The organism is Ruegeria profundi, assembly GCF_001507545.1.
GTDB lineage: Bacteria > Pseudomonadota > Alphaproteobacteria > Rhodobacterales > Rhodobacteraceae > Ruegeria > Ruegeria profundi.
The window spans coordinates 201,514-218,028 of the sequence record NZ_LQBP01000002.1 but is presented as its reverse complement, the minus strand read 5'-3'; the positions used below and the strand labels follow the sequence as shown (position 1 = coordinate 218,028).

Below are 16,515 nucleotides of genomic sequence, written 5' to 3'. Positions count from 1 at the left end.
ACAAGCGCCCGGGCAGAATTTGAGATCAGAACCAGCGGCCTATTGCGACGCCCGTTGGGGCCAGTGCTGTTGTATCAAGTGTGGTTGCCATGACCTTGAAGCCCACCTCTGTCTCGGTCGGGGCATCAAAGCCGATAAACCGGGTGCTTGCCCCACCTCCGCCGCTAACCGAAACTGCCGGGCCGGATGCGAAAGAAATCGGGAAAACCCAGACTGCGGCGTCGCTTGTAAACAACGCCCCATCAGCATTTGCACATCCCGTTGCAGGCAGCTTTGCAGTGCATATTTGTGTTCCATCTGCAAAGCGTACGTAGTCTCCATCAGCAGTCGACCCGTGTTCAATCACGGCACCGGTCGGCGCGCCGCCGCTTTCCGATACGAGACCGACAAGGTTACCCGGACCATAGCCGAAATCCGCCCGCATCAGGCGACCAACGGTTGTGTCGTCAGGGCTGTTCTGAACCGCGGCACCACTTGCGGCACCCGTGGTCGGGTCAAAGCTGAGCGCGTCGGTCCACGTGCCGCCGTCAGGCGAAACCTTGATCGAAAAGCCGGTATTGCCTGACAAACCCATCTCGGCGTGACCGATCCAGTTGGACTGAAACAGCAAAGACGCTGTTTCGCCTGCGCTGGCCTTGTTGATTTTTAACTGATGCCCACCGCCTTCATGGCTGAGCAACGTCGCTGGCGACCTCACGGACAGACGGTTCGTGCTGTCAAAGCTGGCCGCAATACCCACGCCATCAAGATTCTGCGTCGCAACCGGAGGCTCAGTCCATGCGCTGCCATCCCAGACCGTCAGTTGCCCGTTGGTTTCATCCCACGCGCGCCAGCCGATGCGGGGGGCGACAAAATGCCAGGCGTTGTCCAGCCACGCGGCAAGCATCCCGGTCTGGCCAGTCCAATCCCCGGTCGGAGCAGAACCGAGTGCGTGAACCTCACCCTGATCAGGAACGGCCGGCGGGGTCGATGCGTTTGTCGAGGCCAGGCTAAGTTGGGTAACAAGATCCAACTGCCGCAATGCCTCGTTATGGGTCACGTGTTTCTGTGCCTGCGATGGTTGCAGAAACGGTAGGTTCAATCGGGGTGAGTTCTGTGACAAAGGCGTCCTCCAGTGGCTTTTGGTGCGACAATTGAATTGCGCGCCACATTGCCAGGCGATGGATGAATCCCGCCTGACCGGAACGCACGCCTTTGGAACCTTTTGTTATTCTTTTGCAGGTCAAAAAATAGGCCAAGTCGCAGAACGCCTTAGCCTATCGGTAATTTTTCCACATTCGCCGAAAACAAGCGTTTGCGGTGGAGAATGCGTGTGTTACTCAGCAGCTTGCCCTGTGGCGACAATATCATGCAGATATTGGCTCAGGTCGTCGCGTAGGTCACTGCGGGCCAGAGCAAATGCAACAGTTGCTTGCAGGAACCCGGATTTCGAGCCGCAATCGAACCGCTGACCATCGAATTTGTATCCAAAGACCGGTACGCCGTTGCCGATGTCTTCGGCGATGGCATCGGTGAGCTGTATCTCTCCGCCGCTGCCTTTTTTCATCTGGTTCAGGTTGTACAGAACCGACGGACCAAGCACATAGCGACCGATAACGGCAAGGTTCGAGGGCGCCTCTTCCGGTTTTGGTTTTTCGACCATGCCCCGCGCGCGTACGACAGGGCCGATATTTTCACCCACATCCAGCACACCGTATGCACTGGTTTTTTCCAAAGGGACCTCCATAGCTGCGACCATGTTTCCGCCGGTTTCCTCATAGGCTTCGACCATCTGTTGCAGACATGGTTTTTCAGCCGCAATCACGTCGTCGGGCAGCATCACGGCAAAGGGTTCATCACCGATCAGCCGGCGCGCACACCAAACGGCATGGCCCAATCCCAGTGCCTTGTGCTGGCGGATATATGCAATTGCCCCGCTTTCCATATTGGTGGCGCTCAATGTCTCCAGCAGGTCATCTTTGCCTTTGGCTTTGAGCTCCTGTTCAAGAACCAGGTTGTGATCGAAATAGTCTTCCAGTGCGGATTTGCCGCGCGACGTAACAAAAATGAACTCGGTGATGCCGGCGGCACGAGCCTCGTCGATAGCGTACTGCACCAGTGGGCGGTCGACCAAAGTCATGATCTCTTTCGGAACGGACTTCGTAGCGGGCAGGAACCGGGTGCCAAGCCCTGCGACTGGAAAGATCGCCTTTGTGACCTTGCGTACCATATGACCTCTCAAGCTAGTAGAACAGTGTCGTTGGTTAGTGTCCCACGCGGACCTCTTAGGGGCTGCACTGCTAACAATCAACGCCCACAATCAACCCGTGCAAATTTCCCAAAGATGGTGCCACCCAAGGGGGTAGAAGTCAAAACGATCACGTTTCGACCACGAAAACCCAGCGGTGTTTTGCTGCGATATGCGGCAAAAGAAGGCATCAAGTTCCGGCGGACCGAGGCCGTTCCACTAACTACTGTTCTATAAGCAGGACCGAAGACGCCCCGAAGCTGTGCAAATTAGCTTCGGGGCAGGGCGCTCAAACACCGTTCAAAATGGCATCCAGCGGATCGTGTTCGGCCACAAAGTGATCCGGTCTCACCTCGCTCAATTGGGGGACATAATCGGACTGACCCGCAGCTAAACGACTGGGCAGAAACCGCAATGCAGCCCTGGGATCCATGGGTGAGGGCAGCTCACCAGGCAGCTTCAACCGTCGCCGCGTGCGTTCGACGTCGGGGTCCGGTATTGGAACGGCCGAGATCAGGGACTTGGTGTAGGGGTGGATCGGATCAGAGCAAATTACTTCGCCATCCCCAAGTTCGACAATCCGACCAAGATAAAGGACCATGATCCGGTTCGAGACCGCCCGCACCACAGAAAGATCATGGCTGATAAAAATCATCGACAGCCCGAACTCTTGTTGCAATTCTCGCAACAATTCCACGATTTGCGCCTGAATGGACACGTCTAGCGCCGAAACCGCTTCGTCGCAGATAATCAATTTGGGTTTGTTGATCATTGCCCGGGCAATGCCGACTCTTTGGTTCTGCCCGCCGGACAATTCATGCGGATATCGGTTGATCATGTTGGATTGTAAGCCCACCCGCTCCATCATCTGCGCGACCATGTCTTTGCGTTCGCGATCCGTCAGGTCAGGGCGATAGGTTTTCAGAGGTTCCGCGATCGAGGCGGAAATCGTCATCCTCGGGTCAAGGCTAGCCAGCGGGTCCTGGAACACGATCTGAAGGTCCTTGCGGTATTTGTTCAGTTCGGCTCGTTTCAACCCGACGATAGGATGTCCCAGCCAGCTGACATTCCCCGCACTGGGTTCAATCAGTTGCAGCACGGCCCGGGCGAGGGTGGATTTGCCGCAACCGGATTCACCCACAACGCCCAGCGTTTCACCCTTGCGGATGTCAAAGCTCACGCCATCCACGGCCTTCAACGGGACCTTGTGGCCGAACAGCCCGCCCGAGACATGAATCGGGAAATGGACTTTGACGTCGTCGACCTTCAGCAGAGGTTCTTCGGTCTTCTCCAGCGCTTTGGGCGCATCGCCTGCATCAATGCGCGGCATCGCCTCAAGCAGAGTTCGAGTGTATTCGTGCTTAGGCGCGCGGAAGATTTCGCGCGCGTCTCCGGCCTCGACAAACTGACCCAGACGCATGACCTGTATCCGGTCACACATCCGTGCGACGACGCCCATGTCATGTGTAATCAGGGCAATCGCGGTGCCTTCGTCTTTCTGCAACCGCACCATCAAGTCCAGAATGTCGGCCTGAACCGTGACATCGAGCGCAGTGGTTGGCTCGTCCGCGATCAGCAGTTTTGGATTGCACAGCATGGACATGGCAATCATCACGCGCTGGCGCATCCCGCCCGAAAGCTCATGCGGGTATTGATCAAGACGCCGTTTTGCCTCGGGGATACGCACACGGTCAAGCCATTCAAGGCATCGCTGTCGCGCGGCAGAGCCTTGTAGCCCTTCATGCACTTGCAGAACTTCGCGCATTTGCTGACCGATCCGCAGATGCGGGGTCAAAGCGGTTAGCGGGTCCTGAAAGATCATGCCCACATCCGAACCACGGATCTTGTTCAGCTTGCCAACGGGCAGATTCAGGATCTCCTTCCCGTTCAGCATGGCCGAGCCTTCGGCCCGTCCCGCTGGCGGCAACAGCCCCATCGCGGCCATGAAAGTCTGGCTTTTGCCCGATCCGCTTTCGCCGACGATGCCAAGGCATTCGCCCGGGTTGATGTCGAAGCTGATCCCTTTGACAGCCTCGACAACGCCGTCCGGAGTTTCGAACTGGACGCTCAGGTCTTTTATGGAAAACAGGCTCATATCAGCGATCCTTCGGGTCCAGTGCGTCACGCAGACCATCGCCGATGAAGAACATCGAGATGATGATTGCGACATAGAATGTCAGGGGGAACATAAGCTGCCACAAGGTTCCATAGGCCATCGTCCCGGCACCTTCGGCGATCAGCCTACCCAATGACGTGTAGGGCTCTGAGATACCCAGACCCAGAAACGAGATGAAGCTTTCGGTAAGGATCATCTCAGGCACCAGAAGCGAGGCATAGACGATCACCACCCCCAATAGATTGGGTAGGATATGACGATACATAATCGTGAATTCGCTGACGCCGGCGGCGCGTGCGGCTTCGATGAATTCGCGGTTCTTCAGCGTCAGAGTTTGCCCTCGAACGATCCGTGACATGGTCAGCCAGCCGACCGCGCCAAGAGCGAGAAACAACATGAAAAATGACCGCCCCGCCACGACCAGCAGCAGGATGATGATCAAGGTTGCCGGGATCGCCAGAAGAATATCGACAAAGCGCATCATTACACTGTCGACACGCCCACCAATGTAACCGGCGGCGATGCCGTAACAGGTGCCGACGATCAGCGCCGTGGCCGCCCCGATCAGGCCAACCAAAAGCGATGTGGTCGTTGCCTGAATGACGCGGCTGTAAAGGTCACGCCCCAGATCATCGACACCGAAAAAATGCCCGGTTTCGAGGGATGGCATCCCCATCCCGCGCACGTCCCCAATGACGTTCCAGTCGATTTCTTCATTGTCCCAAACGGCGAAGTACGGTCCGATGATTGTGAACAGAACAATCAGGCTTAGAACAAAAACGCTGGCCATTGCGGCCTTGTTGCGAACAAACCGCATCCGAGCGTCCTGCCACAGCGAGCGCCCTTGAATAACCGTGTAATCGGTGACACTTTCGGCCAGATGGGCGGCTTTTTGTGATTTTCCTAGCATTGGTTCGCCCCTCAGTACCGAATTTTTGGATCGAACCAGGCGTAGGCCAGGTCCGTCAGCAGATTCACGACGACAGTCAACGCGCCATAAAGGATCGTGACCCCCAGCAGTACGGCATAGTCGCGCGACAGGGCTGACCCGACATAGGCTTGCCCCAGCCCGCCGGTGGAAAAGTAGATGTCGACGAAAACCGAACCTGTCAGCACATAAACAAAAACCGGACCAAGGTATGAAACGACCGGCAACAGCGTTGGTTTCAACGCGTGACGCCAGATCACGGTTCTGGTTGGCAGACCCTTGGCCCGCGCGGTGCGGATGAAGTTCGAGTTCAGCACCTCAAGCATTGAGGATCGCGTTATCCGTGCGATAGATCCCATGTAAGACGTCGCAAGCGCAATTACGGGCATAATGAGGTACGGCCATTGCCCGCCGTTCCATCCACCGCCCGGCAGCCATCCCAGCCATAGGGTAAAGGTCAGGATCAGGATCGGGCCCATGATGAAGTTCGGCAGCGCTTGAGCCGCGATGCCCAGCCCCACTGCGAAATAGTCGATCCAACTGTTGTGCTTGATCGCCGCGGCAATTCCTAGACCGACACCAACGGACGTCGCGACGAGGAACGACAGCGACCCGTAAGTCAGCGAGATCGGAAAGCCCTGGGCGATGATGTCATTGACGTCCCGGTCCTTGAACTTGAAGGACGGGCCAAAGTCGAAATGCACGACGATATTGTAGAGGTAGTCCCACAACTGCTTCCACAGTGGTTGGTCCAGCCCGTACCGCGCCTCGATATTCGCCAGAACCGCCGGCGGCAGAGGTCGCTCAGACGTGAATGGCCCACCAGGCGCAAAGTGCATCAGAAAGAAACAGGCGACGATCAGCAGCAGGATCGTCGGAATGGCAACCAGCAGTCGCCGCAGACTATAGGCAAGCATTTCATGCCCCCATCTTTATTGGCCCTGCCCCGGATGCTTCCGGGACAGGGCGTGGTTCAAAGACGATTAATCAGCGAGCTTGTAGAGGTTTTTCGAGTACCAGTTTTGCTCGACATTGTTGATCGGCCAATTCCCGACATCGGTGTCCATCATGTAAACACCTGCATAGTGGTAGATCGGGATCACAGGAGTTTCCTGTGCGATGATGCGCTCAACCTCGGTGTACAGAGGCGCCGGATCGTCAGCAGTTTTGGCCTGTGCCAAAAGCTCGTCAACACGGGCATTGCTGAACTTGCCGTCGTTATAGCCGGAATCCGACTGCAGCAGGTCCAGGAAGGTCGAAGCTTCGTTATAGTCGCCGCACCATGCGCCACGGGCCAGTTCGAAGTTCTGGTTGCCGCGCTCTTCCAGGAACACTTTCCATTCCATATTGGCCAGTTCGACATTCACACCCAGCTTCTGCTTCCACATCTGGCTAACAGCAACTGCGACCTTTTTATGGTCTTCGTTGGTGTTGTAGACCATTTCAAAGCTCAGCGGATTATCCGGGCCATACCCGGCACCGGCCAGCAATTCCTTGGCCAGCTCATCCCGTTCAGCTTGGGTCATTGAGGCCATCTCAACCTCGGGAACGGTGAACCCTGCTGTTGCTTCGGGCGCGAATGTATAGGCCTGCGGCTGACCCCCGGCCATAACTTTTTCAGTGATGATTGCACGATCCACCGCCAGCGACAGGGCCTGACGTACGTTCGGGTCCTTGAAGGCCTCGGGGCCATCTTCCGTCAGGTTGAAGGTATAATAATAGTTGCACAGGCGTGGAAAGCTGATCGCTTCGTCCGGATGCTCTTGGCTAAGGCGGGGGAATTGGCCTGCTGGAACTTCGGTACGGTCCAATTCACCAGCCAGATAACGCGTCAGGGCAACGTTTTCGTCATTGATGATCAGCGCGACCACCTTGTCGAGAATTGTGTTCTCGTTATCCCAGTACATTTCGTTCCGTTCACGAACCGAACGTTCCTGCGGCACGTGCTCGGTCAGGATGTAGGCTCCATTCGACACGATATTTTCGGGGCGGGTCCAGGCGTCACCATGTTCCTCAATGACTTTCTGCGGAGCCGGGAAAGTGGTAGAATGCGTGGTCATTTGCGGGAAATACGGCAGCGGTGCGCTGAGCGTGACTTCCAGTGTGTGATCGTCGATTGCCTTGACACCCAGCTCGTCAATCGGCTTTTCGCCAGCGATAATTTCGGCGGCGTTTTCAATCGACATCAATTCCATGAACCAGGCATAGGGTGACGACAGTTCGGGATCGACGGCACGTTTCCATGCATAGACAAAATCACCAGCGGTCACCGGGTCGCCATTGGACCACTTGGCGTTGTCACGCAGGGTGAAGGTGTACACATCCTTGGTGTCATTGGTTGTATAGCCTGTGGCAACGCCCGGAACCAGGTTGCCGTCTTCGTCCTGATTCATCAGGCCTTCGAACAAATCCCGTGTGATTTCGGCACCGTAGGTATCTTCGACAACCTGCGGGTCGACCGAACTGTGCTCATCCCCAAGGCGATAGATAAAGGTCTGGTCTTCGGCCAGCGCTTCGCCGGTTTCCGGGTGAGTGCCAGCGGCAAAGGCGGCACCGGTGATCATGGTCGAGGTCATTAGCCCCGCCAGAGATGTCCGAATGTACTTGTTCATTTTTGTCTCCCATTTTTTAGGTGGCAAAGCGCGCGCCATTCAGGATGGCCGCTGCCACCATGTTTGTCCGACCTTGAACAGGACTGACCCGGATTCAGATTTCGCTTTTTCAGATCGCACTGAACACCGCATCACAGTCATTTGGTTTGCAGTCAGGAACGTGTTTGCGAAAGTCGCCTCTCACTGGCGCAGAAGGTGACACTATTTCAAATCGGGATAAAGATGCTGCCTGCAATTAAAGCAACTATAGGTGGATAGTGAGCGAAACCGGCGTTAGTGCTGAAATTAAATAAGGAAACTTGACCTGATCGTGACACTTTCGTGAAGGCGTATGTTCAAACTTGACCCGAGGGAAATGCAGCGATGGTCGGCAAAAACAAGAGAAACGGGCGAATCGCTATTGTGTGAGGGCGGCTTTCATACCCTGTTTTGGAAAGCAGGTCGGCGGTTGCCCTTTGCCCTCCTGCCACCGCCCGATTGAGCGTCGGGTCTTGTACCCGGGCAACCCATCTACACCGCCGACATCATGCCCTCGGCTTTCAAGCGACTTTTGCATAGCGGCGATGTCAGATCGGTACAGGGTGCCGATGTTGTGCCAGCCCGTATTGAAGTCCTGGACGCCGAATTGAATGCGGTCGCCGATATGACCCACAAACAACGCATAAAGATCGCTTTTGTTGTAGTCTTTCAGCACATAGAAATTCGGTGTGACGATAAAGGCTGGCCCATAGCGTCCAGCGGGCATCATCAGATACCCCTCACCTTGTAATTCGTGCTTTGGAAACGGCTTACCCGAGACGCGGGTTACTCCCATGTCGACCCAGTCCTGAATGGGCCGCCCTTGGTCCGGTCCTTCTAAAGCGCAGGAAACGTGAGCAGGAACCGATACTTCAAACCCCCAATCCCTTCCGGCAACCCAACCATACGCCGACAGAAAATTCCCGATGGATGCAATTGTATCCTCAGCCGAACGCCAGACATCGAGCCGCCCGTCCCGGTTCCCGTCCACTGCGTAGGTCAGAACGTTCGATGGCATGAATTGCGGTTGACCCAACGCGCCTGCCCAGCTGCTTTTGAGTCTTCCCGGCGGTGCGTGTCCGGCCTGCGCGATCTGCAGTGCTGCGATCAATTCTTCGGTGAAATAAGCCGACCGGGTGCTCATGAATCCCTTTGTACCCAACACCTGAAAGGCGTCATGCCGAATGGCTACTTGGCCATAGCCGCTCTCGCGTCCCCAAATCGCAAGAATGATCCTTCCGGGTACACCCGTTTCCGCCTCGACCTGCGCAAGGAAGTTCGCGTGACGCCGGGCCATTTGCCGACCAACCGCAGTAGCGCCTTGAATCGAGTTTGCATTGAAATATCGCCCAGGCGCTCCGAACTCGGCCTGTTTTTGCTGTTGGGGCGTTTTGGCAATTGACCCCGGCGGTACAAGATCAGGCAACTTCCAGTTGAGCGTCACGCCCTCAAAGGCCCGCTGCATCGTCAGCCGAGAAACGCCCTTGGCCTTGGCCCGCGGCCAGACCGTTTCCTGTAGCCAGATTTGGAACTGACCCTCAACCGCAGAACGATCCTGTGCGCGCGCGTCTGTCAGAAGGCATGTCAGGCAAAAGGCGAAAACGATCCAACGCATTGTTGGAATATGTCATTGGACTATGAGGGTGTGTCAACCGCGTCATTGGCACGCTCTTAAGTATTCGCTTCTTCAAGGGCTGCCCCACAGCGTGCGCGAAAAACCGAGACGTCAGGAAAAACCTTGAGAAAACTGGCGTCCCTGCCGATAGTTGGCAGAAACGAAGGCTTCAGAGGATGAATTGGCGTGGCCTTACTCAGACCTTCAGCATGGCTATGGGCAGGATCGGCTGCGGTTGTGCTTGTGGTCGTCTCCGGGCAGGTCTCATGGGCCAGTGACAGTTTCTTGGACCCTCAAGGGCCGATTGCTGCGGCCCAGAAAACGCATTTGCTGCGGGCGACCGCCCTCATCCTGATTGCAGTGATCCCGGTACTGGTTCTGGTGCCGCTGATTGCCATGCGATACAGGCGGCGTCGGGGCGGGTCTGCACAGTACAGGCCCAAGTGGGACTTCTCGGCCAAGCTGGAATTTGTAATGTGGGGTGTACCGGTCGTCATCGTGGCGCTCTTGTCGTTCTACTTATGGAAGGCCACGCACCGCCTGGACCCATACTCAAGCGGTTTTGGTGATACACCGGCTTTGGATGTTCAAGTCGTCGGTCTGGATTGGAAATGGCTGTTCATCTACCCGGATCTTGGCATTGCCAGTGTCGGTGAGTTGGGCATCCCAATCAAACAACAGGTCGCGATGACGTTGACCACGGATACGGTGATGCAGTCCTTTATGATCCCCGCCTTGGCCGGTCAGATCTACGCCATGCCGGGAATGACGACCAAACTGCATCTCGTTGCGGACACACCCAAGACGATGCAGGGCGAAAACACGCAATATAGCGGGCGCGGATTTACCAAGCAGAAGTTTCAGACCTTTGCGATGCAACCCAATGAGTTCGATGCCTGGGTCGAAGGGGTTCGTGCCAATGGTATTCCCCTTACCGCCGAAACCTATCGGACCCTTGCCATGCGCACCGACCGGGATGAGGTTCAAGCCGCGCTTGGGACCGCAAAAATGCCAGAGCGTGCGTTATACTTTACGCTTGAAGATGGTGATCTGTTCCAGTCCATCCTTCACCGCTATCACGGAGGGCAGCCGCTGCCGGCTGATCAGCAACCGGGCACCGCTCAGTACGGCAAGAAGGGCGCGCAATGACCGAAACCGGTTTCTTTGGCCGCCTGACCTGGGACTCTTTCCCGATTGCTGGTTTGATGAAAGACCCCAATGCCAATGAGATCGTGGCAAACGCAGCCGCAGGCGTTATGATTGTTGGGGTCATCGCAGTCGTAGGGTTGCTGACCTGGTTCCGATTGTGGGGGCCATTATGGCGCAACTGGCTGACCAGCGCAGACCATAAGAAAATCGGGATCATGTATATCGTCTTCGCCATTGTCATGCTGGCGCGCGGGGTGCTGGAGGGCGTTGTCATGCGTGCCCAACAGGCGGCAGGTCCGGGCGAGGGTTTCCTTGAGGCAGAACATTTCGCCGAGTTGTTCAGCACGCACGGCACCATCATGATTTTCTTTGTCGCTGTTCCCTTCGTTTTTGGGATCGCGAATTTTCTGATACCACTGATGATTGGTGCGCGGGATGTAGCCTTTCCGGTGATGAACCAGATCAGTCTTGGCCTCACGGTATCGGCTGGCATGATGCTGATGGTGTCGTTGGTCGTGGGGCAATTCTCGACCGGTGGCTGGACGGCCTATCCGCCTTACACGGGCGCGGTATTCAACCCCGGAGTGGGTCCGGACTATTGGATTTGGGCCATCGTCGTTTCCGGCAGCGGAACCACGCTGACCGGGATCAACTTTGCGGTTACGATTTATAAGCTACGCGCACCCGGAATGACGTTCATGCGGCTGCCGATCTATTGCTGGACGATCATCAGCAGCTCGATCCTGATCGTCTTTGCCATGCCACCGCTTGGTGTGGCGGCGCTGATGCTGGCTGCGGACAGGTACCTAGATTTTCACTTCTTTACCAACGACCTGGGCGGTAACATGATGAATTATGCCAACCTGTTCTGGTTGTTCGGCCACCCCGAGGTATACCTGCTTGTCCTGCCTGCCTATGGTATTTTTTCCGAGGTTTTTGCCACGTTTTCGGCCAAGCGACTGTACGGCTACAACTCTTTGGTCATCGCCACCATGTGCATCGCCGTTCTGTCATTTACCGTCTGGCTGCACCATTTCTTTACCATGGGCCAAAGCGCTCTGATCAACGCAGTGTTTGGCATCGCCACCATGCTGATCGCCATCCCCACAGGCGTTAAGGTCTATGACTGGATGGCGACCCTGTACCGTGGTCGTATCCGGTTTTCGGTTCCTATGTTGTACGGTTTGGCGTTCCTGATGCTGTTTGTCATTGGCGGTTTGTCAGGTGTGATCCTTGCCAACCCCACGGTTGACTATCAGGTGCACAACACGCTGTTCCTGGTTGCCCATTTCCATAACGTTCTGCTGCCCGGCGTGCTGTTCGGGTTACTGGCCGGGTACAACTACTGGTTTCCCAAGGCTTTCGGCTTTCGTCTGAACGAGGCTTGGGGCCGAATTTCGGTCGTTTTGTGGACGGTCGGTTTCATGCTGACCTTCCTGCCACTTTATTTTGTTGGCCTCATGGGTATGCCGCGCAGGTCGTACAGTTGGGAAGACCCCAGTTTCCACCCTTTCATGATCGTCGCCTTTATCGGTGCGTTCGTGATCCTGTCAGCCCTGTTTTCAGTGATCATTCAGTTGTGGGTCAGCATCCGCGACCGCGAGAAAACCCAAGTACCCGTTGGCGATCCCTGGGATGCGCGCACGCTGGAATGGTCAATTCCGGCACCGCCGCCGCCCTATAATTTCGCTGTTATTCCGCAGATCACAGACCGGGACGACTTCGCCGCCGCCAAAGAGCGGGGCGAAGCCTATCCGAGCCCCGACCAGTACGAAGACATTTCGATGCCACGCAACACCGGGATTGGGTTTGCTATATGTGTCCTCAGCGGTATCTGGATGTTCGCGTTGGTCTGGTGGATTTGGTGGCTGGCCGCGCTGGTGACGGTGCTGATGCTTTTATCCTTCATCCTCTGGACCTTCCGGCTGGATACCGAAGAGGTCATTCCCGCCGAAGAGGTTCGCAAACAGCATGAGGCCTGGCTGGATTTGGTAAACAGCGCCAAACCGGTAGACCGCGACCATGAAACCGCCCCGGAAAACCGCGGTCTCGCCCGGCCTGATCTGAAGGCGGTGACATGAAGCGTGCACCAACCCATAGCTACCCGGGCCTGAACCTCGGGCGACGTCATGCCAGTGCCGACAAGGCTAGCGAAGTCGTCACCTTCGGGTTTTGGGTCTTTCTAATGAGCGATCTGGTCTACTTCGGACTGATGTTCGCGATCTACATCACCATGATCGACGCGCAGGCTGGCGGGCCCGGCCCACATGATCTGTTCAACATGACCAGCATATTTGCCCAAACCCTGATCCTGCTGACCAGCAGCCTGACCGTGGGCCTCGCGATGCTTGCACTGAAATACAATCTGCCCCGGTGGCGGATCGTGTTCTGGTTCAGCGTCACTCTGGTGTTGGGAATTTGCTTTTTGGTGCTGGAAATCCGCGATTTCATGGACATGGCCGAAAAGGGAGGCATCCCTCAGCGCAGCGGGTTTCTGTCCGCGTTTTATGGTCTGGTTCCGTTGCACGGGGTGCACGTGGCTGCGGGGTGCCTGTGGCTTGTCGTTCTTGGCATTCAGCTGCGGGTTTTTGGTCTGACCGACCTTGTGATGTCGCGCGTCGTGCGGCTTGCACTGTTCTGGCATTTCCTCGACCTGATCTGGATCGGCATCATCACCATCGTTTACTTCGGAGGTCTAACCTATGGATAAGCGCAGCGAGATGCATCGGCGCGAGCAACGGCGCTATGTGATCGGTTATGGCGGCTCTCTTCTGCTGACTGGAACGGTTTTTACAATCGCCTACGTATTCGGGATTGAGACCAAAGGCGTCTACCTTGCCATCGCGATGCTAGGGTTGGCGCAACTGGTCGTGCAACTGGTCTATTTCCTGCATATCGACCGTCGCCGCAGCAGCCGTGAAGACCTTGACCTGATTCTGTTCTCGGTGCTGGTCCTTCTAATCATCATACTCGGGACTGTCTGGATCATGGGAAATCTGGCAGTACGTATGCATACTTACCCAATGTAACAAAACGCGTCAGAGCAGGCATTCGCTGTCTTTCAAAACGCGGCTTCCGCCAACTCTCTGCAAATGGCCGCGTACCGAAGCGCAAACGGTTGGTCTACTCCCTAGCGTATCATTACGAGACCTAGCCAAAACGCAAACCAACACAAACCAAGGCTAAGCAGAATATTCCCGGCAGCCAGCATAATCGTGCGCTGACGCCTAAGTTCAAGCGACTGGTATGCAAAGCTTGAGAACGTTGTGAACCCGCCACAAAAACCAAAAACCAGCCGCTTTTCTTCTTCGCCCATGTCGACTGGCCCGCCCAGATATCCGACCCAAAGTCCCAGTAGAAGGCTTCCCAGAACATTCACGATCAAGGTTGCAAAAGGCAGGTCATGCCGGACCCGCAAGGCAATCCAATGACGCAGCACTGCGCCAAGACCACCACCCAGCCCGAACATGGCATGAAGATAAAATTGGCTCATTCCGGCACCTGCTGGTCGTGCAACCGCCGCCCCAAACCCTCACCCAACATCGCGGCGCCGAGGCCGATGGCAATCTCCAACCCTGCAGCAGACACAGCACCCCAAAGGTTCGAAATGGCCAAGCGTTCCAATTCAGCCACAAAGGACGAAAACGTGGACAGCCCGCCGCAAAAACCAACCGCCCCAAGATGAACGACATGCGCGTGTACGCGATGCCGTACCGCATACAGCCATCCGAGGATGAAGCAGGCGACAACATTGATACCAAATGTCGCCGTCAGGATCGGAGCGCCGGGAATCTGTGCCGAGAACGCTTCGCGCAGCAGCGATCCTATTGCGCCACCCACAAAGACGGCGGCAAACATGATAGCCGTGGTCCGGACGGTGGGTGAGGTCTGTGTCACGGTCAATCATCCTGCCCAAATTCGTCGTTGTTTTGGCATATATACTGCCGCTCGGCGGATCAACAGTGGTCAATATCCGTGGACATATCGCAAACCGGCCCAATCGCATATTGCCGGACACAAATGCTTGCAATCAAACGCCGATTTGATCCACGCTTGTCACAAGCCAATCCGGCAACACCTTGGGAGAGCACAACATGGTTGTACGCAGACTCTATTACTTTCTAAGTTTCGTTTGTCTGCCGCTGACCTTGCTGCTGGGGTTTTACTGGTCGCCCGCCTACTGGCTTTTGGTTGTTCTCATCCCCTACGCCGTAGTTGGCATGTACGACATGCTGACCACCAAGCACAATGTACTGAACAATTATCCTGTTTTGGGCCACTTCCGGTACATGCTGGAATTCGTCAGCCCAGAAATCCGCCAGTATTTCGTGGAAACCAACGAAAATGGCCGCCCTTACAACCGGATCATCCGTAGCCTTGTGTATTCCCGCGCCAAAGGGGAAATGGATACGCAGGCCTTTGGCACCCAGTACGATATCCTGTCAGCGGGCTATCACCGGGCGAACCACTCGCTCGCGCCCAAGGACGTGCCGGAAAGTGAGGAACGTGTCATACTTGGTGGGCCGCAATGCACCAAGCCTTACAACGCCTCGCGCCTGAACGTATCTGCCATGAGTTTCGGCGCACTCAGCGCGAACGCGATCCGTGCGTTGAACGGCGGTGCCAAGGATGGCGGTTTTGCCCATAATACGGGAGAGGGTGGTCTGTCGCCGCATCATTTGGCCGAGGGTGGTGATATCATTTGGCAGATCGGCACCGGTTATTTTGGATGCCGCACGCCAGAGGGCGGGTTTGACAAGGACAAATTCGCTGAAAGAGCACAAATGGACGTGGTCAAAGCGATTGAGATCAAACTTTCACAAGGCGCGAAACCCTCTCATGGCGGGGTGCTGCCTGCGGCCAAGGTTGATGAGGAAATCGCCGTTATTCGCGGTGTGCCAGTGAACCAGGATGTTATCTCGCCACCCACCCATTCGGCGTTCGAAGGTCCAACGGGGCTGATGCACTTCGTTCAGCACTTACGCGAAATGTCAGGCGGGAAACCCATCGGGTTCAAACTGTGCATCGGCCGGTCTTCTGAGTTCATGGCGATCTGCAAGGCAATGCTGGAAACCGGAATCCTACCCGATTTCATCACTGTTGATGGTGCGGAAGGAGGGACCGGGGCAGCACCGGTTGAGTTCACCAACCGACTTGGAATGCCGCTGAACGAGGCGCTGATCTTCGTCAACAATTGCCTGCGCGGCGTGGGTCTGCGTGACAAGATCCGGATCATCTGTTCCGGCAAAGTGGCGACCGGCTATGATATGGTTGAGAAATTCGCGCTTGGCGCCGATATGTGCAATGCCGCACGTGCAATGATGTTTGCTGTGGGCTGTATTCAGGCGCTGCATTGCAATACGAACCGCTGCCCGTCGGGTGTGGCAACGCAAGACCCCATCCGGGGCCGGGCGGTGAATGTGCCGCAAAAGCGTAAGCGGGTGCACCGGTATCATGACGCCACCTTAAAGAGCTTTCGTGAGCTCCTTGGGGCCATGGGCAAGGAAAAGGTCGCGGACCTTCATCCGGGCGACATCCACCGTCGCACGGCGGATGAAACGGAACGGTCTTATGCCGACCTTTATGCGTTTGTTGACGAAGGCGTCTTGCTGAACGGTCCAGTCCCAGACGTGTTTGCTGCAGATTGGAAAACGGCTTCAGCGCAGCATTTTTAAGCCATCGGCTTTTACCGCTATGGCTTGGCCATGAAACAGTCCGGTCGGGATGTAAGCAAATCCATTCGGTATGAAAAGATAATAACCGACCATTCCGATGGGGGGTATTTCGGCCAGCTATTCTGGAGTTACGCGACCCTCAGCATCGAATGTCCCAGCGGCGCGGTCGTCGGGG

The 16,515-nt window shown here is 56.1% G+C and carries 14 protein-coding genes; 5 read left to right on the top strand and 9 right to left on the bottom strand.

What is annotated here, in order from left to right; genetic code table 11:
• Positions 1-25: 25 nt before the first annotated feature.
• The 7 genes from AVO44_RS04495 to AVO44_RS04465 form a co-directional block, all read right to left on the bottom strand.
• Positions 26-1,102 carry a DUF2793 domain-containing protein gene (locus AVO44_RS04495; protein WP_068333203.1) on the bottom strand — a complete coding sequence of 359 codons (1,077 nt, stop codon included), beginning with the start codon at positions 1,100-1,102 and terminating at the stop codon, positions 26-28.
• Between the two features lie 213 nt (positions 1,103-1,315).
• Entirely contained in the window at positions 1,316-2,209 is an 894-nt protein-coding gene (gene galU / locus AVO44_RS04490; protein WP_068333200.1) for a UTP--glucose-1-phosphate uridylyltransferase GalU, read from the bottom strand.
• Between the two features lie 307 nt (positions 2,210-2,516).
• Entirely contained in the window at positions 2,517-4,322 is a 1,806-nt protein-coding gene (locus AVO44_RS04485; RefSeq protein WP_068333197.1) for an ABC transporter ATP-binding protein, read from the bottom strand.
• Position 4,323: 1 nt separating this feature from the next.
• Positions 4,324-5,253: an ABC transporter permease subunit gene (locus AVO44_RS04480; protein ID WP_068333194.1), complete on the bottom strand. Its 930-nt coding sequence runs from the start codon at positions 5,251-5,253 to the stop codon at positions 4,324-4,326.
• An 11-nt stretch (positions 5,254-5,264) separates the two neighbouring features.
• Positions 5,265-6,188, bottom strand: a complete 924-nt coding sequence (gene oppB, locus AVO44_RS04475; RefSeq protein ID WP_068333192.1) for an oligopeptide ABC transporter permease OppB — start codon at positions 6,186-6,188, stop codon at positions 5,265-5,267.
• A 66-nt stretch (positions 6,189-6,254) separates the two neighbouring features.
• A complete protein-coding gene (locus AVO44_RS04470; RefSeq protein WP_068333189.1) occupies positions 6,255-7,883 on the bottom strand; it encodes a peptide ABC transporter substrate-binding protein in 1,629 nt (542 codons plus the stop codon).
• A gap of 397 nt (positions 7,884-8,280) precedes the next feature.
• Positions 8,281-9,516, bottom strand: coding sequence for a lytic murein transglycosylase (locus tag AVO44_RS04465; protein ID WP_068333186.1), 1,236 nt, complete (start codon positions 9,514-9,516; stop codon positions 8,281-8,283).
• Positions 9,517-9,702: 186 nt separating this feature from the next.
• Between AVO44_RS04465 and AVO44_RS04460 the strand changes: the two genes are divergently transcribed.
• Genes AVO44_RS04460 through AVO44_RS04445 form a run of 4 tightly spaced genes read left to right on the top strand, consistent with a single transcriptional unit; the run spans position 9,703 to position 13,694 of the window.
• Positions 9,703-10,665, top strand: a complete 963-nt coding sequence (locus AVO44_RS04460) for a cytochrome ubiquinol oxidase subunit II (protein WP_068333183.1) — start codon at positions 9,703-9,705, stop codon at positions 10,663-10,665.
• Positions 10,662-12,746, top strand: coding sequence for a cbb3-type cytochrome c oxidase subunit I (locus tag AVO44_RS04455; protein ID WP_082677383.1), 2,085 nt, complete (start codon positions 10,662-10,664; stop codon positions 12,744-12,746). Before AVO44_RS04460 ends, AVO44_RS04455 begins: the two co-directional genes overlap by 4 nt.
• Positions 12,743-13,375 (top strand): cytochrome c oxidase subunit 3, encoded by a 633-nt coding sequence (locus tag AVO44_RS04450; RefSeq protein ID WP_068333181.1) that lies wholly within the window; start codon positions 12,743-12,745, stop codon positions 13,373-13,375. The genes AVO44_RS04455 and AVO44_RS04450 overlap by 4 nt, the downstream gene beginning before the upstream one ends.
• Positions 13,368-13,694: a cytochrome o ubiquinol oxidase subunit IV gene (locus AVO44_RS04445; protein WP_068333178.1), complete on the top strand. Its 327-nt coding sequence runs from the start codon at positions 13,368-13,370 to the stop codon at positions 13,692-13,694. The genes AVO44_RS04450 and AVO44_RS04445 overlap by 8 nt, the downstream gene beginning before the upstream one ends.
• Positions 13,695-13,795: 101 nt before the next feature.
• Here the strand turns inward: AVO44_RS04445 and AVO44_RS04440 are convergent, their stop codons facing one another.
• On the bottom strand, positions 13,796-14,158 hold the full coding sequence (locus AVO44_RS04440; RefSeq protein WP_068333175.1) for a fluoride efflux transporter FluC: 363 nt from the start codon (positions 14,156-14,158) through the stop codon (positions 13,796-13,798).
• The gene (locus AVO44_RS04435; RefSeq protein ID WP_233421918.1) at positions 14,155-14,562 is read right to left on the bottom strand and encodes a fluoride efflux transporter FluC; all 408 of its coding nucleotides are present in this window, start codon (positions 14,560-14,562) and stop codon (positions 14,155-14,157) included. Before AVO44_RS04435 ends, AVO44_RS04440 begins: the two co-directional genes overlap by 4 nt.
• A 197-nt stretch (positions 14,563-14,759) precedes the next feature.
• Here AVO44_RS04435 and AVO44_RS04430 point away from each other — a divergent pair, with 197 nt between their 5' ends.
• Positions 14,760-16,340: an FMN-binding glutamate synthase family protein gene (locus AVO44_RS04430; RefSeq protein WP_068333169.1), complete on the top strand. Its 1,581-nt coding sequence runs from the start codon at positions 14,760-14,762 to the stop codon at positions 16,338-16,340.
• Positions 16,341-16,515: the final 175 nt, after the last annotated feature.

What these genes read in the sequence shown, in the direction of transcription:
- AVO44_RS04440 (WP_068333175.1), bottom strand. Translation starts at nt 14,158, where the DNA reads ATGAGCCAATTTTATCTTCATGCCATGTTCGGGCTGGGTGGTGGTCTT.
- AVO44_RS04430 (WP_068333169.1), top strand. Translation starts at nt 14,760, where the DNA reads ATGGTTGTACGCAGACTCTATTACTTTCTAAGTTTCGTTTGTCTGCCG.
- AVO44_RS04465 (WP_068333186.1), bottom strand. Translation starts at nt 9,516, where the DNA reads ATGCGTTGGATCGTTTTCGCCTTTTGCCTGACATGCCTTCTGACAGAC.
- AVO44_RS04480 (WP_068333194.1), bottom strand. Translation starts at nt 5,253, where the DNA reads ATGCTAGGAAAATCACAAAAAGCCGCCCATCTGGCCGAAAGTGTCACC.
- AVO44_RS04445 (WP_068333178.1), top strand. Translation starts at nt 13,368, where the DNA reads ATGGATAAGCGCAGCGAGATGCATCGGCGCGAGCAACGGCGCTATGTG.
- oppB (WP_068333192.1), bottom strand. Translation starts at nt 6,188, where the DNA reads ATGCTTGCCTATAGTCTGCGGCGACTGCTGGTTGCCATTCCGACGATC.
- AVO44_RS04455 (WP_082677383.1), top strand. Translation starts at nt 10,662, where the DNA reads ATGACCGAAACCGGTTTCTTTGGCCGCCTGACCTGGGACTCTTTCCCG.
- AVO44_RS04450 (WP_068333181.1), top strand. Translation starts at nt 12,743, where the DNA reads ATGAAGCGTGCACCAACCCATAGCTACCCGGGCCTGAACCTCGGGCGA.
- galU (WP_068333200.1), bottom strand. Translation starts at nt 2,209, where the DNA reads ATGGTACGCAAGGTCACAAAGGCGATCTTTCCAGTCGCAGGGCTTGGC.
- AVO44_RS04470 (WP_068333189.1), bottom strand. Translation starts at nt 7,883, where the DNA reads ATGAACAAGTACATTCGGACATCTCTGGCGGGGCTAATGACCTCGACC.
- AVO44_RS04485 (WP_068333197.1), bottom strand. Translation starts at nt 4,322, where the DNA reads ATGAGCCTGTTTTCCATAAAAGACCTGAGCGTCCAGTTCGAAACTCCG.